Source organism: Ruminiclostridium josui JCM 17888, from assembly GCF_000526495.1.
In the GTDB taxonomy this organism is placed as follows: Bacteria; Bacillota; Clostridia; order Acetivibrionales; family DSM-1351; genus Ruminiclostridium; species Ruminiclostridium josui.
This window is the reverse complement of sequence record NZ_JAGE01000001.1, coordinates 2,400,612-2,420,179: the sequence shown is the minus strand read 5'-3', so window position 1 is coordinate 2,420,179 and position 19,568 is coordinate 2,400,612. Positions and strand designations below refer to the sequence as shown.

Genomic DNA, 19,568 nt, shown 5'->3' with positions numbered 1-19,568 from the left:
TAAATCCTATGTTAATGATTCCATTAACTCCTTTTCCTTAATAAATATCATTTGTAATAGTTTACTATTTAATTGATCTCTATTTGCTCCATAATGAGCTTCACGATGACAGTTAGGACATACACCTGCAACCCATTCTGGCTTATCAGGGCCACCATCTGAAAGCCTTTTTATATGATGAACTTCTAAATACGGTGTTCCATCATCTTTTGTAAATGGTGCTTGCTCATTACAATATTCGCACTTTCCTGACGCCCTTTGTAAGGCATATTCTTTTACAGCATTACTTCTAACCCTAACTTCTTTTTGCTTCTCAACTATTGTCCTATGTTTTTCCTCGGAATTTGTTGCCATATTTCTTAAATCCTTTAAGGATTTATTATTAAGTTTGTTGGATACATCAGATACTATGCTTCATTGTGCTTATAGTCTTCAACTCTCTGAAGTTCAAATACTATAGCCTGGCGCATATCTCCGTTTTTATCATTTGATTCTCTATAGTGATAACCAATACAAATCATATTCCCAATAAATTCAACAATTCCGTTGCCAACATACTGAAATAAAAGAGATAATTAAAAATATTCGCCATCTGATTTTTACAAATCTAAAAACCAAGTTGTATGACCCAAGTTTATTATTATAATAATTTATAAGTTTACAAAACATTTTAGCCACCATTTAGCCATAATTTCCAGTGAACCTATAGATATTCGGTAATAAAATTATATCAATCATTGTAAATATTTACAATATTATGGAATTCTAATTAATCTATGAAATCCTGAAGTAATTGACTGCTTTTTTCACTCATCATCTTGCTCTCCACTCACAAATAAGAATATGAAGTACATTACCATTTTATTATTTCATTTCACTAAAGACAAGTTTTATCGCTGACTTTACCTATTATCTACGCTTTCTGGCCGTTATCCAAATCATTGACACCGCAATATCCAGTTGGGTACTGATAGTGCTGATGGTAAAGGCATGATTTTATCTCCCGATGCTTATCCTTGGAGTGGTGTACTGCTTAAAAATATTTTACATATATTGTAATAAACAGCTAGTGTGTACTTGACCTTTTTGTTATGGTAGTGGTATAATTAATTTTGACCCTTTCCCAAAAGGGTTATTTTTATCTTAATGAAGCATATATTAATTAAAATTAGCATTGGGCGGTAAAAAAATGGTTAAAGAAGCAGTTAAGATTGTTGCTCAAAATAAAAAGGCTCGTCATGATTATTTTATCGAAGAAACTATAGAGGCAGGCATTGTACTGTCAGGTACAGAGGTAAAATCTGTCAGACAGGGCAAAATAAATTTAAAGGAAAGCTACGCATCTATTGTTGATGGTGAAGTTTTTGTCAGCGGAATGCATATAAGCCCTTACGAGCAAGGAAATATTTTTAACAAGGATCCTTTGCGTGACAGGAAACTTCTTTTGCACAAGTCTGAAATAAACAGGCTTATAGGGTTGATTCAGCAAAAGGGTTTTACATTGGTTCCCGTTCAGGCATACTTAAAACATGGAATGGTAAAAATAGAGTTGGGCGTTGCTCGTGGTAAGAAACTGTATGATAAAAGAGATGATATTGCTTCCCGTGATGCCAAGAGAGAAATTGACAGAAAGTTGAAAGAACAGTTTAGGTAATATATGTGAATTTACCATAAATCACTTGTTGTAGTTCTGCGAGTCAGATGTTATTATAATAATCTGATTATTGATAATTTAATATTGATTAAAAGCTTATTTGTTCGCCTTTAATTTGATTAATTAATCTGTTACAATTATTTATAGAGCAATTTTGGGACTCTATAATATTTTATACATGGGGGCGTAATGGTTTCGACGGGATTGTTGAGACTTGATAAGCGGGTAGAGGATTCTCGTTGGCCTCTTAAAAAACGAGAACTTAAAATTAAACGCTAAAAACGATAATTTCGCTTTAGCTGCTGCCTAATGGCAGCCCGTCAGTCCCAGGTTGCTGCACCTGGGGGCACTGGCGTCGACAAGTCAGCCCTTTTGCATAGGAAGGTTAAATGCTAGCACTGATTCGGTAGTAGCCTTGAGCCGAATCGGAATTTAAAGGCTACCGAAAGTGGCACCCTGCCTGTAGGGGTCCACCGTAGGGAAACGCAGGGTTCAAGTCCCGCAAGGGATACTGAGCAATGCACAAAATACAGGCTACACCCGTAGAAGTTCTTGAGGATATGATTTCGGACAGGGGTTCAATTCCCCTCGCCTCCACCATTGAATCCCAACTGCCGCCTTGATGATCAGAATCATGATCATTCAGGCGGTTTTCGCTTTTATCAGAAGGGCCGCCTGACGTATCCGATCCGCCGCCCTTTCCCTTATTGTTGCTTCCGCCGCCGATTGTCGTAAGTATGTCCATATCGATATAATCTTCGTAGACCGTCACACGTTCCACAAAGACACTGACGGCCTGTTTTTGCTCTTCCGGTGACATACTCTTGATTCCGGCATATCGGCTTAAATAATTACGAATTTGTTCCCTTGTAAGGGAATGCTTCGCCACATGAAGGTTTGCTTCATCAATACGAATCTGAATGGCCTTTTTGGATGATTCCAATTCGGCCATTTTTTCTTTCATGGCCGGATTATATAGTCCGTCGGCTATGGCATTAACCAGATTGTTCAGCTTGATTTCGATAGCCGTTAACTGACGTTTGTATTCTGCGATCTGGTCTGGAACGTCGCTTTTCAGCTTTTGAGCATGGCTGTATATTTTGTCCGTTGCAATATCAATGGCTTCGTCAGAGAAAAGGTTATCATAAAGGGCGTTTATAACCTTTCGTTCAACGACGTCTTTATTTATTGGCTTCATGTCGCATGTTCTATGCTGTTTTCTAACAGAGCATTCATAGTAGGAGTACATTTCATGGTTTCTTCCCATCCTGCCCCGTTTGCCTACCATAGCGCCGCCACACGCACCACAGAATATTTTACCGGATAGGATATATACCTGTTTCGCTTTATATGATCCTGATTTGTGCTTGTTATTGTCCATTTTTGCCTTCACCCTTTCCCATAACGCAACGGGAATAATCGCCGGCATTCCGCCAGGCACCCGAATAATTTCTTCATCTGACTTGGTTCTATGCCCATTCCGCTTCCCAGCGATTTTCCGTTCAGTTTTATTAAAAACAAATACACCGGCATATTTTTCGTTGGAAAGAATTGAACTGATCGAATTCTTCCCAAAAGTCATGCCGTTCTTTGTTTTATAGCCTTTAGCATTCAAGGCGTCGATAATAGAACTATATCCGTATCCATCACAATACATTTCAAATATCATTCGGACAGCTTCGGCTTCATATTGATTGATTTCGTAAGTCTTGTCAGGTTTTACATTATAACCTAACGGTGGTATGCCGCCCGTGTGTTTGCACTGATACGCCGTTTCGCGCATACCCTTCATAACCTCACGGGCCAGGTTGCGGCTGTAATATTCTGCCATACCTTCAAGAACTGATTCAAGTATAGCAGATTCGGGCGAATCATCAAGATTTTCCATGACAGAATACAGCCGAACACCGTGAAGCTTCAAGTGCCGCTTATAGTAGGCACTGTCAAACCTGTCCCTGCTAAACCGGTCCAATTTATGTACAATTATGCCTTCAAAAATTCTGGTGGTGGCGTCCTTCATCATGTCTTGAAAGCCTGGGCGCTGATCGGTCGTAGCGCTTTTGGCTTCATCTGTGTATGTTCTGACGATTTCATAACCGTTTCGCTGAGCATATTCCTGAATGGCACGAAGCTGGGCAAATATGCTTTCTTCGCGCTGGTTGTCAGATGAAAAACGTGCATAAGCGGCAACTCTCATTTTGCGTCACCGTCCTTTTTTAGCTGTGATAATTGGGCAAAATACAATTCGGCTTTTAATGCGTCGATATGTGGTGGTTTTATAAGCTGTTTAAATTCGTCGATAGTTAGTAATTCGCGCTCTGTACATTCTTTCAAAACCTTTGCAGTATTACGCCATTTTTCAAAATCGTTTATTGGATAAGCAGATGGATAACGGGAACAACGTTTACGGTGGTTGACTTCTGCTTTTTTATAAACCTCATTTAGTCCCCCGTCCTTAAATTTTTCTTGAAAATTCTTTTGGGGAGCATATTCCTTGCATGTTTTTCCAGTGTCTTTGTATTCACGATCACAGTATTTCGAAGCGGAAGAATACATGACAAAGTATCGACCGCAGTTCTCACATTTCTTTACCCGTTTGCCGGATTTAATAAGTTCCCAAAAATCTACATAGCACAGCGATAAAATGGAATCGCATTCAATTACAGATTTTACAGTTCCGTCAACGACTACATATCCAGCTTTAAGATCGCTGTTTTTGCCAAATGCTATATCTTGTATCACACTTCGCCGGCTATACTCTAACAAGTCGAATCGTTCGCAAGAAGTCAATTCTGCGCCTTCTCCATCAATATCTAAACATGACGAAATGGCACTTCGGAAAGTGGCTTGCTTTCTTTGGAGTGCCTTTATCTTTTTTCTGGTTACGTCCGGCGTGTCCGTCATAGATGCGATAGCATTCAAAATAAACCCCGCAACGCTTATATTTGACGATTCACGTATATCGGATAAGGCCGGAAGCGTTTCATTAAAATCGTATGTTGAAGCAATTAAATGACTAAGATCAGCCTCTATAAAATCAAACACAAAATGACCGACGGTATAAGTTCCATCATATCCGCATGATTCGCTTATAGTTAGGCTTCCATCTGACATTTCGATTTTCAATATATACGGTAGTAACCAGAGAGATTTTGGTTGCATTAAAAAGAATATTGCCAATATGACAGAATATCTGGACAGGATTAGTAAAAGAATAGCCGGAGTGATAGTGGAAAACAGAGACTTCGAAAATCTGATTAAAATATACGACAGGCCCGAAGCTTTCTTCTATCTGGATCCGCCGTATTATGGAACAGAAAAGTATTATCAGGCTGAGTTCAAACCGGAGGATCATGAAAGACTTGCCAAAACATTGAAAAACATGAAAGGTAAATTCCTGTTATCATACAATGATTGTGAGTATGTAAGGGAACTGTACAAAGACTTTACTATTGAAGAAATACAGAGGAATCATAATTTACTGAGCAGGTATGAGGGGAAGGAGAAGACGTATTGTGAGGTGTTGGTGAGGAATTATTGAGGAATATTAATTTAATTGCTAGAGAATTGACTTCACTTGACAGTATCTGAATAATGTTGGGCAATATCTCCTCTGGACAATAATTAAATTGTAGGAGGAGATTTCAATTATGACAGCACAAGATCGTATAGTTAAAAACAAAATGAGCCTGATTGAGTTGGCCGAATATCTTCAAAACGTAAGTGAAGCATGTAAAATTCATGGAGTCAGCAGACAGCACTTCTATGACATTAAGAAAGCTTACGAGGAAAATGGTCTGGAAGGGTTAAAGGACAAGACCAGAAGAAAGCCTTGTATGAAAAACAGGGTTGCTCCAGAAACTGAGGAAGCCGTATTAAGAATAGCATATGAAAAGCCGGCATACGGGCAACTCAGGGCAAGTAACGAACTGAGAAAACAAGGAGTTCTTGTATCAGCCGGAGGGGTAAGATCAATCTGGCAGAGATATAATATAGAAACCTTTGACAAGAGACTTAAGAAGCTTGAAGAAAAGGCTGCAAAGGAAGGTATACTCTACACTGAAGACCAACTTGCTGCTCTGGAAAAGGCACAGCAGGAAAAGAATATATCAATAGATGAGATTGATACTCAGCATCCGGGATATTTATTAGCACAAGACACCTTCTATGTAGGCTATATCAAAGGTGTTGGACGAATATATCAGCAAACTGCCATAGATACTTACTCGGCAGTGGGATTCGCAAAATTGTATACAGCCAAGGTGCCAGTGACAGCAGCAGATATATTAAATGATAGAGTATTGCCGTTCTTTGAGAACCACATGATACCTGTAATGAGAGTACTCACGGACAGAGGAACGGAATATTGCGGAGCACCCGAGAAGCACCTGTATGAACTATTTCTGCAGATGAATGACATAGAGCATACAATGACAAAGGCTAAAAGCCCCCAAACGAACGGTATTTGCGAACGATTTAACCAAACGATTTTGAACGAATTTTATAAACCCGCATTCCGAAGGACAATGTATAAATCAGTTGAACAAATGCAGGAAGATTTGGATTTCTTTATGCTAGAATACAACGAAGAGCGTACACATCAGGGTAAAAGGTGTAAAGGCAGAACACCGATGCAGACGTTTCTGGACAGCCTGCTACTTGCCAGAGAGAAACTTCTGAATGATCCGGCAAGTTAAGTTGTAGGGTCTAGCCCGCCCGGCGATGAGGGCAAAAGAAAGATATCAGACCAGGCGCCGGTTTGACATAGAAAGGCACCTCCATATTGGAAGTGCCGAATAAACAAAACTTAATATTTCCCAGAGGAGTGTCAACCCAAGTACCGTTCAGGACAATTTAATTATATACATAGCACGTAAGCGGTAAACCATGAGTACCTATACAAAAATACCGCCTTTCGGCGGATATAATTTTGCTAATTTTGAGTTGCTTTTCTGCATTCTTCAGGCAAATCTTCTGACCAAGGAAGCAGCTTGTCTATAAAGGATGTATTCTTATCATCCATATGTTGGGGAAGCTGCTGCAGTAAATATTTAAAGTAATGGTATGGTTTTAAGTTATTAGCCTTAGCTGTTTCTGCAATACTGTAAATTATTGCGCTTGCCTGGGCTCCTTGAACTGTGTCTATCAAATGCCAGTTGTTTTTTCCTATGCAGAAGCCCCTTATAGCTCCCTCTGTAGCATTATTATCCAGAGGTACGTAACCATTTTCAAGAAATGTTCTTAGATATTTTTCTTGATTTAGGCAATAGGTAAAGCCTTTGCCTGTTTCTGATTGTGATGGAACGTCACTTCTATGCTCTTTAACCCATGCAAAGAAAGCTTCTACTTGAGGTTTTACAAGAAGCTTACGTCTGACAACTCTCTCTTGTGGAGATAGCCCCAAAAGATCATTATCTGTTTTATATATCAAAGCTATTTGTTTTAATGCTGCATATGCTAATGTATCTTTAGCGGTTTCTTTGTCCATTGTCTTGACAACATCCGCAAACCTACGACGGGCATAACTCCAACATCCTGCTATCTTTATGTCTGGTTCTTCTTTCTCAAGCTTGTGGTAAACTTCATATCCATCGGTTACAATAATCCCTTTATACCCCTTGAGAAATTCTCTTGGATGATCAGCTTTACGCGTTTTCTGGTAATCATACAGGATAATGGGCGGAGCCTCGTACATTTTGCCCGTACGATATACCCACATGTAGCTTTTAGAACCGGCAGATCTACCATCCTTTGAAACAAGCACTGGTGTCTCATCAGCCTGTGATACGCTGCACTGATAGAGTTCCTGATGCATTCTATCATACAATAGTGACAGGTACCTCTCGGCACATTGTATTGTCCAGTTTGCCATTACCTGTCTGGATATATGTATGTCATTTCTCTTAAACTCCTGTTCCAACCTGTATAGAGGAAGAGCATTTATATATTTTCCATTTAGTATACCAGCTGCCAGAGTTGGCGTTACAATACTGTTGCGCAATAGATCAACAGGGCGGTTTGCCTTTACAATGGTTTGATTGTCCTTTCCTGCATATACTGCAACATGATGCTCTTCCACCTCAAATGTAGCAGGGTGAAATTGAAGGCGCTTGTACACTTCATCAGGCAGTCGTTTCCATGTGTCTCCGAAAATAGATCTTAGCTCATCGTCATTAAGAGTATGTTCAATGATACTGACAGGCAAATCCTTTAAGTCCTCATTACGTTTTCCTTTTGCTTTTTTTCGCTTATATGGCTTAGGACATACTTCATCAAATTCAGGTTCTTCAATAAGCTTTCCGGCAGCAGTTACTTCTGCTTCGTTAAAGCACAGTTCCATCTGCTCATCATATACCATCTTTTCAGATGAACGTCCAAATCTTTTCTGCTTTCCAATTTTATTTGCTTCTATCAGAAGAGTGATGTTTTTATTCATTTCTTCTAATTGAGTGCTTTGTTTTTCAAGTATGGCCTGCTGCTTCAGAAAAAGCTGAACAATATCTTTTTTACTATATTTAGTTAATTCCAGTTCTGTAAATGTTTTATCCATGAATCTACAATATCATGAAAAAAGACACAATGGAATAGAAAAGTCTCAAGTTTTAAAAGTCGTGGATAATTACGGAAAATATGTGAGGTTTTGCACAATTTCAAAAGAGTTATCCACTAGATAATACGGCTGGGAGACACTTTCTTAACAGCTTTTGCTTGCTCAATGGCAAGACCTTCTGTTAGCCATCGGAATTGTTTAGGTGTGATTTCTTTCATTTCTGCTTCACTGCGAGGCCATTGAAATCTTCCGCCTTCTAAACGCTTGTATAGTAATACAAAACCATCACCTTCCCAAAGAAGACCTTTTATCCTTGTTGTTTTTCTTCCGCAGAAAAGAAACAGGATATTTTGAAAAGGATTTAAATGAAATTGATTTTGAACCATCCCAGCAAGGCCATCAATTCCTTGGCGCAAATCGGTATAACCACATGCAATGTAAATCTGGTCAAAACCAGTAGCATTATTAAACATTTTGGAGTACCTTCAGTACTGTCTCTAGCAGCTTAGGGCTAGTATCATTATTAATTTGTAATTGGCAGCCTCCAACGTTAACAATCATCTCTGTGCTAAAAGATACTTCTTGCAAGGACTTATTACGGGAATTCGTGAGTTGAACGGGTGCGAAAGTGATTGACGAATCCTTTGCTGAATTATCTACCGATGAACAGAGTTGCTTACGTATTTTACGCTGCCAATAAAAAAATTGAGCCATATTCACATTGTTTTCCAAGCACCAATCCTTCACAGACATTCCGGTAGCACGGCATTCCTGAATAGTAGCAGCCCATTTTGAAAGAAGGTACTGTTGTTGTACTTTTTTAGTCTCCATTGATAAAACCTCCTTGAAAAACTTTATTAAAGTTTTTCAAGCTAACTTTAAAAAGTTGTACAATTTTTTAAAGTAGCTTGTGAAAACATGGAAGAATTATCTCATATTAAAGAGAGTCTATCGAGGTACTCATGGTTTACCGCTTACCATAGCACGTTGGAATATTGCATTAAGGGAATAAATAAAAATATAGGGTTTCAACCCATTACTTTTGGTTGAAACCCCACTTATACTTAATTTCTCTGTTATTTAAACGGAAACATCGTTTGTAAGCTTTCCATTATATAATAGATTAAAATAATAGGAAAAGAAAACGATTAGTACCAAAAAAAATATAACTTCTTTAATAAAGCCGGGTATTGAGATTGAGTTTGAAAAAATCCATAAAGTTAGACAACCCGTTATAATAATTTCAATTAACATAACTTTCATTCTGATTTTAGGTTGTATTAACCTACTCTTAATGGCCAAAAAAATTCCACCAATTATTAGAGCACCAATCCAAAAATAAATCATTTTTCTGTTAATTGTATATCCAAACAAAGGGAAGAATAGTAATGTATACGTTAAGATAGATTTTTGTTTTAATTTCAACTCTTTATCAGATAAAGTGTATGTTTTCCGATCCTTATTCATTTTCAATCTCCTATTCTATTTAAATTATTACCACATGCCCTGTGTATAATTAGGGAACGGTCCATTCCAATCTATACCTATGTATATCCCTTTACCATAATATGCTGATTGTATAATAAGATAACAGAGATTAGTAATTGATGCAATCCCTACGATATCAAGAATAACTGAAGCGACTGCTCCAGCGGGTCCACCGAGCATTGTCAATACACCATCCACTGCTAACATCAGTGCTTCAGGACCAATTGCAGCAGCTGCTGAAAAATACATAGCTACTTCGTCTAGTGTAAAATATAGCTTCCAATCTTTTACTGTTATACATGGTTTTATAGTGCCTGGAACAACATTACCTTGATTGTTTGTATTCTGCTCATAGCTTACAGGGTTCTGTTTTCTATTATTTAAGTCAACAATTGAAGCTTTTAATTTGCTTAAGAAGTTATCGTCTAAATTATACGTTGACTTTAAATACTCATCTGTTTGGTTCAATACTATAAGTCCATTTGTATCTGTCGAAATTTCAGCTGATACTCCACTGCTGGTTAATGCTTTAAGATAATCCTTGCAATCTTGATTTAATGTAATAAGGTAATTGCCTTTTGGGGGCATTTTATCTACCGAATTTATAGTACTCTCTGTAGATGCAAATGCAGTTGTAAATGTTAAACTTAACAAAGATAATATTGTTACCAAACTAATAAGAAATTTAATCTTTTTGTTCATTTAATGACCTCCACGTATTTTTATGTATTATGAATAGTTGATCAACTATTCATCTAACATTATAAAGCATTAATTCCATTTTTGCAACATATATGTAAAATAATGTAAACAAATAACAATACAAAGGATTAAATAATTTACTATATAATCAGTATCATTGCAAGGCCTTGTATGCATTACATATACCTGCACCATAATATTGGCTAGAATTGATACCGCTTATTTTATCTGCAGTCTTATATATTTTTTTTGCAACTTCTTTTGGTGTAAGACAACCGTTTTTACTAATAATAAGTGCCGCTATTGCTGATACTTCAGGTGCTGCGATTGAAGTTCCTGCTGAAAAAGAATACTGGGAATTAATAGCCGTTGTCAGGCATAAATCGTCAATAGTAGCTGTATCAGATAAGTCTCCACCGGGTGCTGATATATCTATAAAATCCTCACCATAATTTGAATATGACGAGAGTGTATCATTTCTGTTTGTAGAAGATACAGTAATAACACCTTTAATAGTACCAGGTACCTCGTATGTTAATCCAACATATTTGAATCCATAATCACCATATAAGTAATTAAGATAGCTAGTTAATTCCTTTTTATTAGAACAATCTTGTCCCTCATTTCCAGCTGCCGAAACTACTGTGACACCATTTTCAATAGCATATTTTATTGCTCTTTTATATAATGAATATTCAGCCATATCGTCACCTATATAGTTTTCGATTCCAGTATTAGGATCTACCCAATAGCATTTCCCTTTTAATTCATATACTCCAAGGCTTAAATTTATAACTTTAACACCATCTTTTGTTGCAGCAATTATTGCAGATGAGCAGATAGATGCAGTAGTTTCTCCCCCCTTATTAAAAATACGATAACTTTTGATACCAATATTAGGGGCGATACCTTTTGTCCTACCATTTGCTGCAATGATTCCGGCGACATTTGTTCCATGCCCTAATCTGTCAGTTACATCATTCAAATCCCCAAATTCAGATAAATCACCTTGAAATCCAGCCGGAACTAAATTTTTTCCACCTAAAAAATTATTGACTAAGTCAGGATGAGTTTGATCAATACCTGAATCTATAATACCAATAACTACATTATGATTTCCAGATTCCAAACTGTAGCTCTTTCCATTATTAGTGACTCTTTTGATATTCCATTGATAATTTTCATATAAATCTGCTATTGAAGTATTAAAAGCATCTTTTACTTCAACAAAATCTTCTGATTTCTCATCTGATATTTTTATCACATGATTAGGTGATAATGATTGCACACTATCTTCAGCTTTGATTTTTGGAATTAAAGCCGAAGTACATTCAACTTCAATCCCACCTAACTCTGGATACTCATCTATCACTTTTCCACCAGAATTAACAATAATGTCCTTGACATTTTCATCAATATTATTGTCATTAAATAAAATTACTAAATCGATATTTTTATAATTTATCTCTTTTGCATATGCACCAATATTAGCGGTTATCATAATTAAACTAAAAATACATGATACTAATAAGCAATTCAGTATTTTCTTTTTATTTTTTTTCTTCATAGTAACGCAGGTTCCTTTCGTTTTGATTTGTCAATAGAAATTAAGTTCAAAATGCTATGAATTAGATATTACTTATTTACATATTATAACATAAATTACAATAAACGTACAATTCTTCCTTGTATTTTGTAGTACTAATTTGGTTAGATTCTATGCCTATACCCACTTATATCCGTTGTTATCTTTGACTGGTACGGTTCGCCTCCACCACAATTTGTCTGAAAAGCCTGATTTTATCAGGCTTTTCAGCGTTTTATAAGCAAAAAGCTTTTTACCTATCGGACATGTTACGCTTCCGCCATCATTTAAAGTAAAAATACATAAGTTCTATATTTCTTGTACATTCCTGCATCAGTTTCCGACTAGAACGGATATTGCAGGTCGCGGGAATCGTAAGATGGTATACCTGTCTCGTTTGGCTTTGCTCTATTAAATCCCATTGCATCCATATCCAGTTGATTCACAAATTGAATAAACCATGCTTCTTAAAAAAATAATGAAAAGTTGCCTTTATCCGTACCGTATTAATTTTGAAGATCCATTACTTTATTTATAATATCTAGCGTTCCATCTTCTGATATAACACAGCCAACGCAGCTATACCCTTTAACAGCCATAGAATAAACATAATTTTTTGCCGAATTATATCTTGAACCTCTGCTTGGATTTCCTTTCACGCTCGCTTCTCCATCAACAATCATCCCAATACCATAGCACATACATTTTTCATCTATTATCAATGCACCATCAATAGAAGAAAGTCTCAACGCAACTTTATTATCTGTCGATAAGTCATATGGAATTTCTAATTGTATCCCCCTCTGACATGATGATAACCTTTCTGTTTCGCTCTGTGCAACTCTTGTATCCTTAAACACAATTACCATAGTTCCATGTTTCTGTTCACATAATACACGAATTAAATCTTGTAGTTTCGTAGATTGCGACATATTTTTAATTTGCTTTTTAAATGTATCAGTTTTATAAAAAATGCATTCCTTATCATAAGAAACTAATTGTGTATCGTTATATTCTAAAGTCCATTTCATAAAGCCATCAAATTTAAGTATGTGCAACTTTTTAGTGTCTATTATTTCAGCAATACCAATGATATCTTTATCAGAACAGACAAGGTAATATTTGCCGCCTGAAATCTCCAACAGTTTTCTAATATAACGCATATTATCATGTGAAAATAGTATTTTTCTATGAAACTCAATAATTTTCAAACCATTTATATCTTGTATATCTTGATTTTTAGTCAAAAATGCAATTTGTCCGCAACACGACGAGCTTTCGTACGGCATAGATGATAATAAATTAAAATATAAATACGATGGCAAACCTCTTCCTTCAGTGATATCACGTGCAGCCAGTTGAAGCGTAGCACTGTAATTCATAATATATTTACTTGTAGTGTTATCTAGTTCATGTTGGATATTTTCTATCCATTTTTCAAGAGTTATATTTACAATTTGCAAAATGAATGATTCATAATCATCTGGAAGATAAGCATTATCTTGACTAAAAACCTCCCGGTGATTCTGACAGTATGATTCATTAATTGACACTCCCAAGATAACAACTTGCTCATCCACTAAAGCTATTTTTGAAAAGAGAAACATTTGCTTTTCATCATAAAACTGTTCAAGTAAAGTTTGAAATAATGGCTTAATTTTTTTTAATAAAATACATATTTTTTGATTTTGAATTTGCTCAACTACCTCATAATAATTAAAATTTTCAAATTCATAGCCAGTTGTAAAATAACTGATAAGAATTTTGCGTTCTTTAGCTATTGTTTCATCAATATAAGTTTGCTTAAGTTGTTCTTTATTCATACCTTGTCTTTGTAGTTTTGCGAAGTCAGAAATCTCACTAAATGATTGATAAATAGAAAAGAATGTCTCATGTACAATGCTTAGAAGTTCTTTCGGATTTTTATACTGCTCTTCTATTAGATTTTTCAACTTTTCTATATCACGTGCCTGTTCTAATTTTTCAAGAAACTCTTGTATGTTTTTACTTAGATTAGTATTGATATCATCATTTTCTAACATTCTCTTAAGAGTAAATTCATTAATATATTCATCGCTTAAAAGAAGTAATTCTTTGCTATTATTTTTGCTTTTCTTATTTCCAAAAGTAATATTAATGTTTAAATTTTCTCGTTGTGAATCGCATATAGGTTCTAGAATAAATGTATTTAAATGCTCTCTAATGTCAGGCATTGCTTTTTCTAACAACATATCAAGTTCTTCACTGAACTCCTCTAGTGTATGATACCATGTTCGTTTTTCTTTTTCACGCATATAAATTCCTCTTTCAATCCAGTAATCAAATTGTATCCATTGCCATATTAGTGTTTATACTCAACTTTTAATTCGACACATTCTATTATATTCCTTCATTTGGTAACAATGTTTTTATTTTACTCATCCCTTCGTCGCAACAAAAAAACAACCTCCCATATAGAAAAGTTGTTACTTTATTTGAAATTTATTTAATTAAATTTTCCAGATTTGTATCATTCTAACATTTTTATTGAAATAACCTCTGCCGCTTGCTTAGCAGATATCTTACTAACATCTATTTTCTCTGTATTTAGGCAATCATACATTTTAATTCTATCTATACTTCTTTGAATCCCAGCTTTCGTTCTTTTACCGTTTTCAATATCTTTGTTCAATCTATCTTCCAACGCTTTTGCATCTGCTGTCAAAGAAAAAAGTTTCACTGAGCAGCTTCCAGTTTCAAGTCGTGAAAGCAACTCATCAATAATCCATTGCTCGTGCATAACCCAGCAAAAAATAATATTTTTAAATTCTGAACAGCGTATAAAATTGTTGAGTAAGTAGCAGATATTATCCATTACCATTGCTTTCGTTTCATCATTAACCGTAAACGGAGTCATGTCCTAGCACCAGTCACCGTCAAGAAAAACATTTAGCGGCAGGATTTTTTGTAGTTCTCGACACGTAGTTGTTTTACCTACACCCATTGTGCCATTTATTATTACTAAATTCTTCACACAAAAACCTCAAAAATACAAATATTCTTCGTTTCTATATATTCATATTATTCCGGTATTCTCTAAGTTTGTCCAGCAATTCATATGAAACTTTGAGACCGCCTCTTCCGCATCCCAGCTTAATTCCTGGTTTAAAACTTCCGTGAAAATCACTTCCCCCGGTTACAACCAATCCATGCTTAATAGCAAGCCTTAAAAAGTTACCAGTATCTTCATTAGTATTTTCACTATAATATGCTTCTATGCCTCCTAGACCGTACTCTTTGAGCTCTTGCAGCAGCTTGTCCATCTCATCATAGCTTTTCCTCAAAAAAACAGGATGGGCAATAATCGGCACACCTCCAAATTTTCTTATAGCCTTAATTCCATCCACAGGCTCAAGTTCAAATCTCTGAAAATAAGCAAGACCTTCCTTAGATAAATAAATGTCAAAGGCTTCATCTATGGTTTTGACATAACCTTTAGCCACTAAAACTCTGGCGATATGGGGTCTTCCGGTAATATCCCCCATGGCTTCGTCCTTTACCTCATCCTCGGTTATTTCAATTCCCAACTCATTAAGCCTATTTATTATCTTTCTGTTTCTGTCTTCCCTTCCTTTTTTTACAGTCAACAGCTCAGAACGGATATCAAGATAATTATCAGAATCGGGAAACAAGCCCAAAATGTGCATTTCAGGCTTATATCTGACACTCATTTCTATCCCGGGTATAACTTCAACACCTGACCGTTTTCCTTCTTTGATAGCCTCTTCAATTCCATCCACAGTATCATGATCGGTTAACGCTATTGCTGCAAGACCTATATCCTTAGCATGGCGGACAAGCTCTGCCGGACTCATGCTTCCGTCTGATGCTGTACTATGCGTATGCAAATCTATAAATTTTTCCATCCAATCATCTCCGTGTTTAAAGTAATCGGGATATCCCTCTTCGTTTATCCTAAATCGTAATATTAACTAAACCTTCCAATACATTTCTTCCATACATATTGCAGGTGGAAAAACACCTTTATAAATCTGCTGTAGAATATTGTCCATTTTTTTTAGAGAGCTGCAGGCCTGTTCTTGGGTTATCAGGCCCTTTTCCAGTGCTTCTGCAAGTTCGTCGGCATCAAGTACTTTCATAGTACCATCCGGCATCAACTTGACATCTAAAAGTAAGTCAATCAATGTAAATCTGTCTGCTTCATTATCATATTCAACATCAATTATATCACAATACCAATACGCAAATCTTTTTTCTGCGTCGTAGAAACGACTTATCTTAATGCCTTCTTTCAAAAAAGTATATGAAATTCCACCGGAAATATCATTTCTAGGTCTAATTGCCTTCCACCTTGTAATTAATAACTCCTCATCCCTAAACAAAAGCTCGTCGCTGGAAATATCAACAGTCTCAAATGGGATATATCTAGTTCGAAATATGCTTGGCTTATTCATTTTATCTCCTAAAATCGTCAAAAAATTCTTATGGTTAATTATACATTACAACTAATTATTTTTGAAGTATCTATATTATTATATGCTATATGTATTTCCCATTTTATCACTTTTATAACAGTTAGTGCTATAATGTAGTAAATCATTTTATTTTATGGCAGTTTGGGTCACGGAGGTTTAAAAATATGAAACACAAGAAGTGCTGCAAAAGCTGTGAGAGAGGGTTATCCCTGCATCTGACAAATGATATTTTATGCAAATACCACGGGGTTGTAACGGCAGATTACGTTTGTTTCAGATACAAGGAGAGTACTGTTTTAACCGCTTCAAAAGACGTTAACCTTAAATGTATTCACTGTGAAAATTTTATTGTACATATTGACTCTCCAAATGAAAATGTAGGCCGTTGCAAGCTCTTCTCAGAAAGGCATTTTGATGGTACAAACAGGAAATCTTGCTCAAAATTCAGCAAAAAAATATTAATATCATAATGCAGTATATAAAATGCATATTAAATGTTTATTCAGTTATACCGATATAATTAATGTAGTTTATACTTACAAATGAAAATGTTAAGGTGATTATATGAATATAGATATAGACGCAATTTTTAAACAAAAACTGGCAGAGATAGAAAGCAGACTAGCTGGTATTCCCGGAATTAATACAGGAAACTCCAGCAGCTCAGATATTCCTTTTAAAAAGTATCTTGATGACGTAACTCAGTCAGGTTTAGCTAATTCCCTTAACGGGCTTGAAGCAAACTCTTTGCAGGATACGTCACTGACAGACTTACTAGGTCAGCTTAGTAACAGCAGTACAAGTAGTAGTAGTACCAGTAACATTTTAAAAGCCCGTACGGCTCTGGCAAATTCAAAAGCATATATACCCACTGATATAACTGAACTGATGAACTTAATCAATTCAAGTATTGACAATGCCTCGGCAAAGTACGGAGTAGACAAAGAATTAATTAGAGCAGTCATTAAGCAGGAGTCCTCCTTTGACCCTACTGCTATTTCTACCGCAGGAGCACAAGGTTTAATGCAGCTTATGCCAGGTACCGCAGACGGACTTGGTATAAAAGATCCTTTTGATATTGCTCAAAACATCGACGGTGGAACCCGTTATTTAAAAACTCAGTTGGAAAGATTCAACGGAAATATAAGTCTTGCCTTAGCAGCATATAATGCTGGTCCAAACAGTGTAAACAAATACGGAGGAATTCCCCCCTATACAGAAACGCAAAATTATGTAAAAAATGTCACAGAGTATTTTAATCAGTACAAAATGTCAACAAGCAGGTAATCACCTGCTTGTATTTTATTTCTAGCTATTACATTTCCTGAATTTTAGAACAGTTAACCCCAAACTTATTCACAATATCCACAAATTTATCCACAAGTCTCAAACACTTATTTCCCAAATGTTCTACCGGGTTTCCACAGAATCTATAAATTATTCACAGTTTTTTATTCACATTTAAGACTTCAAAGGCCAGAACACCTATGTTTACATGGTTTAACGGTGATTATAAAAATTGTGTAAAAAAATGTAATACTCTTCTACTTACTAATATCACTGTGAAAGGGGGCACTCTTGTCTTTGGAAATACTTGTGGATAACTTTAATCCTGGAACTGCATTTAAGTCCATCCCTGCTCTTTTTCCATTAATAAATTCGTAGTAAGCTGCACACCCTATCATAGCAGCATTATCTGTACAAAGAATCAATTCTGGATACATTACCTTGATACCTTGCTTTTCGGCTGTATGCTTCATATCATTTCTAAGTTGTGTATTAGCGGCAACTCCGCCTGCTAAAGCTATTTTATTAATATTTTTCATTTTTGCTGCTGCGATTGTATTTCTTACCAAAACATCCACAACTGCCTGCTGAAAGCTTGCTGCAACATCAGGAATATTAATCTTCTCCCCTGTTTGCTCCATCCTGTTAAGGTAATTCAAAACCGCTGTCTTAAGCCCGCTAAAACTAAAATCCAGAGAACCGTCATCAAAGGTTACACGTGGAAATTGAATTGCTTTACTGTTGCCAGTCAGCGCATTTTTATCAATTAAAGGTCCTCCCGGATATCCCAATCCGATAGCTCTGGAAATCTTATCAAAAGCCTCTCCAGCAGCATCATCCCTGGTTTGTCCAAGAATTTCAAATTCGCTGTAACTTATAACATGGACAATATGACTGTGCCCCCCTGAGGCTACAAGGCATATAAAAGGCGGCTCCAACTCGGGCTCCTGCAAGTAGTTTGCCGCAATATGCCCCTCAATATGATGTACGCCAACAAGAGGCTTGTTAGCAGCAAATGCAATTGCCTTGGCAGCAGTCAACCCAACAAGTAGAGCTCCTACCAATCCGGGCCCATAAGTAACACCTACAGCATCTATTTCTTTTAAGGAAACACCTGCCTCCTCTAGTGCCTGATGGATAACCGGCATAATCAATTCTACGTGCTTTCTTGATGCGATTTCAGGAACAACTCCGCCATACTTTTTATGCAAATCTATTTGAGATGAAATAACATTTGACATTATATATCTTCCGTTTTTTATAACCGAAGCAGCGGTTTCATCACAGCTGCTTTCTATACCAAGTATAAGTGTATCCATTTATTTTCCTCCGACTTTATATGCTTTATTTTATCATAGCTTAATGAATCTCAATAATCAAGGATTGGGAAAAGTGGTGGTTTCAAAATAAAAACTTTCTGTTTCGTAACCACCACTTTTGCTTCTAGAATGAATCTTTATCTGTTGGGTTGTTAAAAATACCAAAGGCTGTAAGGGCAGCAAAAATAAGGGTTGTCAATTCCTTAAAGCTATCCTCACTCAAACCTATAGGTGCAAGAAAGTTAAATGTTTTCAGTACAAACAATACTAAAGCTGCAAAAGCTGTCCATGCAACCGGGCTTCTTAATCTGTTCATAAATCCTCCTATTACGTACCATTTGAATATCATAGTACATAATATGAAAATCTCTGTTTTATGTTTACTTGTTCCATTAATTTGAAAAAAAGGGAAACAAAAAAACATGGAGCCTTCGGGCTCCATGCCCCTAAAAAGGAGAAATGCTAATGTTCAATATTATATTACCAAAAAAACCTTATACAATATATA

General features: G+C 36.1%; 20 protein-coding genes, 1 other RNA gene and 1 pseudogene. 6 read left to right on the top strand and 16 right to left on the bottom strand.

Features of this window, described 5'->3' with window-relative positions:
• Positions 1-6: 6 nt before the first annotated feature.
• Positions 7-354: an HNH endonuclease gene (locus K412_RS0111125; RefSeq protein ID WP_024833183.1), complete on the bottom strand. Its 348-nt coding sequence runs from the start codon at positions 352-354 to the stop codon at positions 7-9.
• 835 nt (positions 355-1,189) lie between these two features.
• Here K412_RS0111125 and smpB point away from each other — a divergent pair.
• Together smpB and ssrA are read left to right on the top strand one after the other, a co-directional pair.
• Positions 1,190-1,654, top strand: coding sequence for an SsrA-binding protein SmpB (smpB, locus tag K412_RS0111120; protein WP_024833182.1), 465 nt, complete (start codon positions 1,190-1,192; stop codon positions 1,652-1,654).
• Between the two features lie 180 nt (positions 1,655-1,834).
• Positions 1,835-2,254: a transfer-messenger RNA gene (gene ssrA, locus K412_RS21830) on the top strand.
• Between the two features lie 559 nt (positions 2,255-2,813).
• Here ssrA and K412_RS0111115 read toward each other — a convergent pair.
• Both K412_RS0111115 and K412_RS20685 read right to left on the bottom strand, forming a co-directional pair.
• Positions 2,814-3,851 (bottom strand): annotated as a pseudogene (locus K412_RS0111115) (recombinase family protein); the annotation flags it as partial.
• Positions 3,848-4,768, bottom strand: a complete 921-nt coding sequence (locus K412_RS20685; RefSeq protein WP_157833821.1) for a DUF6076 domain-containing protein — start codon at positions 4,766-4,768, stop codon at positions 3,848-3,850. The pseudogene K412_RS0111115 and the gene K412_RS20685, both read right to left, overlap by 4 nt.
• Here K412_RS20685 and K412_RS20680 point away from each other — a divergent pair.
• Positions 4,746-5,195 (top strand): DNA adenine methylase, encoded by a 450-nt coding sequence (locus K412_RS20680; RefSeq protein ID WP_340139735.1) that lies wholly within the window; start codon positions 4,746-4,748, stop codon positions 5,193-5,195. The two genes, K412_RS20685 and K412_RS20680, sit on opposite strands and share 23 nt — an antisense overlap.
• Positions 5,196-5,304: 109 nt before the next feature.
• Positions 5,305-6,351, top strand: a complete 1,047-nt coding sequence (locus K412_RS0111100) for an IS481-like element ISCce1 family transposase (RefSeq protein ID WP_034847446.1) — start codon at positions 5,305-5,307, stop codon at positions 6,349-6,351.
• Between the two features lie 236 nt (positions 6,352-6,587).
• Here the strand turns inward: K412_RS0111100 and tnpC are convergent, their stop codons facing one another.
• From tnpC to K412_RS0111050, 11 genes are all read right to left on the bottom strand, one after another.
• Entirely contained in the window at positions 6,588-8,204 is a 1,617-nt protein-coding gene (gene tnpC, locus K412_RS0111095; protein WP_024833178.1) for an IS66 family transposase, read from the bottom strand.
• A 116-nt stretch (positions 8,205-8,320) separates the two neighbouring features.
• Entirely contained in the window at positions 8,321-8,677 is a 357-nt protein-coding gene (tnpB, locus tag K412_RS0111090; RefSeq protein ID WP_024832085.1) for an IS66 family insertion sequence element accessory protein TnpB, read from the bottom strand.
• Positions 8,670-9,035 carry an IS66 family insertion sequence element accessory protein TnpA gene (gene tnpA / locus K412_RS0111085; RefSeq protein WP_024832084.1) on the bottom strand — a complete coding sequence of 122 codons (366 nt, stop codon included), beginning with the start codon at positions 9,033-9,035 and terminating at the stop codon, positions 8,670-8,672. The genes tnpB and tnpA overlap by 8 nt, the downstream gene beginning before the upstream one ends.
• Positions 9,036-9,284: 249 nt before the next feature.
• A complete protein-coding gene (locus K412_RS0111080; RefSeq protein WP_024833177.1) occupies positions 9,285-9,671 on the bottom strand; it encodes a hypothetical protein in 387 nt (128 codons plus the stop codon).
• 27 nt (positions 9,672-9,698) lie between these two features.
• Positions 9,699-10,394, bottom strand: coding sequence for a hypothetical protein (locus K412_RS21355; protein ID WP_024833176.1), 696 nt, complete (start codon positions 10,392-10,394; stop codon positions 9,699-9,701).
• 154 nt (positions 10,395-10,548) lie between these two features.
• The gene (locus K412_RS0111070; protein WP_024833175.1) at positions 10,549-11,961 is read right to left on the bottom strand and encodes a S8 family peptidase; all 1,413 of its coding nucleotides are present in this window, start codon (positions 11,959-11,961) and stop codon (positions 10,549-10,551) included.
• Positions 11,962-12,485: 524 nt separating this feature from the next.
• Positions 12,486-14,273 carry a hypothetical protein gene (locus K412_RS0111065; protein ID WP_024833174.1) on the bottom strand — a complete coding sequence of 596 codons (1,788 nt, stop codon included), beginning with the start codon at positions 14,271-14,273 and terminating at the stop codon, positions 12,486-12,488.
• Positions 14,274-14,488: 215 nt separating this feature from the next.
• A complete protein-coding gene (locus K412_RS20670; RefSeq protein ID WP_340139726.1) occupies positions 14,489-14,875 on the bottom strand; it encodes a DEAD/DEAH box helicase family protein in 387 nt (128 codons plus the stop codon).
• Between the two features lie 3 nt (positions 14,876-14,878).
• On the bottom strand, positions 14,879-14,992 hold the full coding sequence (locus K412_RS22990; protein WP_340139725.1) for an AAA family ATPase: 114 nt from the start codon (positions 14,990-14,992) through the stop codon (positions 14,879-14,881).
• Between the two features lie 34 nt (positions 14,993-15,026).
• Positions 15,027-15,884, bottom strand: coding sequence for a PHP domain-containing protein (locus K412_RS0111055; RefSeq protein WP_024833173.1), 858 nt, complete (start codon positions 15,882-15,884; stop codon positions 15,027-15,029).
• 66 nt (positions 15,885-15,950) lie between these two features.
• Positions 15,951-16,433: a DUF402 domain-containing protein gene (locus K412_RS0111050; RefSeq protein ID WP_024833172.1), complete on the bottom strand. Its 483-nt coding sequence runs from the start codon at positions 16,431-16,433 to the stop codon at positions 15,951-15,953.
• A gap of 185 nt (positions 16,434-16,618) precedes the next feature.
• On the opposite strand from K412_RS0111050, the gene K412_RS0111045 reads away from it, so the two are divergent.
• Together K412_RS0111045 and K412_RS0111040 are read left to right on the top strand one after the other, a co-directional pair.
• The gene (locus K412_RS0111045; protein WP_024833171.1) at positions 16,619-16,924 is read left to right on the top strand and encodes a hypothetical protein; all 306 of its coding nucleotides are present in this window, start codon (positions 16,619-16,621) and stop codon (positions 16,922-16,924) included.
• A gap of 94 nt (positions 16,925-17,018) precedes the next feature.
• Positions 17,019-17,741: a lytic transglycosylase domain-containing protein gene (locus K412_RS0111040; protein WP_034847442.1), complete on the top strand. Its 723-nt coding sequence runs from the start codon at positions 17,019-17,021 to the stop codon at positions 17,739-17,741.
• Positions 17,742-17,998: 257 nt separating this feature from the next.
• Here K412_RS0111040 and tsaD read toward each other — a convergent pair whose 3' ends face one another.
• Both tsaD and K412_RS0111030 read right to left on the bottom strand, forming a co-directional pair.
• On the bottom strand, positions 17,999-19,060 hold the full coding sequence (tsaD, locus tag K412_RS0111035; protein WP_024833169.1) for a tRNA (adenosine(37)-N6)-threonylcarbamoyltransferase complex transferase subunit TsaD: 1,062 nt from the start codon (positions 19,058-19,060) through the stop codon (positions 17,999-18,001).
• A 124-nt stretch (positions 19,061-19,184) separates the two neighbouring features.
• Positions 19,185-19,376 carry a holin gene (locus K412_RS0111030; RefSeq protein ID WP_024833168.1) on the bottom strand — a complete coding sequence of 64 codons (192 nt, stop codon included), beginning with the start codon at positions 19,374-19,376 and terminating at the stop codon, positions 19,185-19,187.
• Positions 19,377-19,568: the final 192 nt, after the last annotated feature.

What these genes read in the sequence shown, in the direction of transcription:
- K412_RS0111125 (WP_024833183.1), bottom strand. Translation starts at nt 354, where the DNA reads ATGGCAACAAATTCCGAGGAAAAACATAGGACAATAGTTGAGAAGCAA.
- smpB (WP_024833182.1), top strand. Translation starts at nt 1,190, where the DNA reads ATGGTTAAAGAAGCAGTTAAGATTGTTGCTCAAAATAAAAAGGCTCGT.
- K412_RS20685 (WP_157833821.1), bottom strand. Translation starts at nt 4,768, where the DNA reads ATGTCAGATGGAAGCCTAACTATAAGCGAATCATGCGGATATGATGGA.
- K412_RS0111100 (WP_034847446.1), top strand. Translation starts at nt 5,305, where the DNA reads ATGACAGCACAAGATCGTATAGTTAAAAACAAAATGAGCCTGATTGAG.
- tnpC (WP_024833178.1), bottom strand. Translation starts at nt 8,204, where the DNA reads ATGGATAAAACATTTACAGAACTGGAATTAACTAAATATAGTAAAAAA.
- tnpB (WP_024832085.1), bottom strand. Translation starts at nt 8,677, where the DNA reads ATGTTTAATAATGCTACTGGTTTTGACCAGATTTACATTGCATGTGGT.
- tnpA (WP_024832084.1), bottom strand. Translation starts at nt 9,035, where the DNA reads ATGGAGACTAAAAAAGTACAACAACAGTACCTTCTTTCAAAATGGGCT.
- K412_RS0111080 (WP_024833177.1), bottom strand. Translation starts at nt 9,671, where the DNA reads ATGAATAAGGATCGGAAAACATACACTTTATCTGATAAAGAGTTGAAA.
- K412_RS21355 (WP_024833176.1), bottom strand. Translation starts at nt 10,394, where the DNA reads ATGAACAAAAAGATTAAATTTCTTATTAGTTTGGTAACAATATTATCT.
- K412_RS0111070 (WP_024833175.1), bottom strand. Translation starts at nt 11,961, where the DNA reads ATGAAGAAAAAAAATAAAAAGAAAATACTGAATTGCTTATTAGTATCA.
- K412_RS0111065 (WP_024833174.1), bottom strand. Translation starts at nt 14,273, where the DNA reads ATGCGTGAAAAAGAAAAACGAACATGGTATCATACACTAGAGGAGTTC.
- K412_RS20670 (WP_340139726.1), bottom strand. Translation starts at nt 14,875, where the DNA reads ATGACTCCGTTTACGGTTAATGATGAAACGAAAGCAATGGTAATGGAT.
- K412_RS0111055 (WP_024833173.1), bottom strand. Translation starts at nt 15,884, where the DNA reads ATGGAAAAATTTATAGATTTGCATACGCATAGTACAGCATCAGACGGA.
- K412_RS0111050 (WP_024833172.1), bottom strand. Translation starts at nt 16,433, where the DNA reads ATGAATAAGCCAAGCATATTTCGAACTAGATATATCCCATTTGAGACT.
- K412_RS0111045 (WP_024833171.1), top strand. Translation starts at nt 16,619, where the DNA reads ATGAAACACAAGAAGTGCTGCAAAAGCTGTGAGAGAGGGTTATCCCTG.
- K412_RS0111040 (WP_034847442.1), top strand. Translation starts at nt 17,019, where the DNA reads ATGAATATAGATATAGACGCAATTTTTAAACAAAAACTGGCAGAGATA.
- tsaD (WP_024833169.1), bottom strand. Translation starts at nt 19,060, where the DNA reads ATGGATACACTTATACTTGGTATAGAAAGCAGCTGTGATGAAACCGCT.
- K412_RS0111030 (WP_024833168.1), bottom strand. Translation starts at nt 19,376, where the DNA reads ATGAACAGATTAAGAAGCCCGGTTGCATGGACAGCTTTTGCAGCTTTA.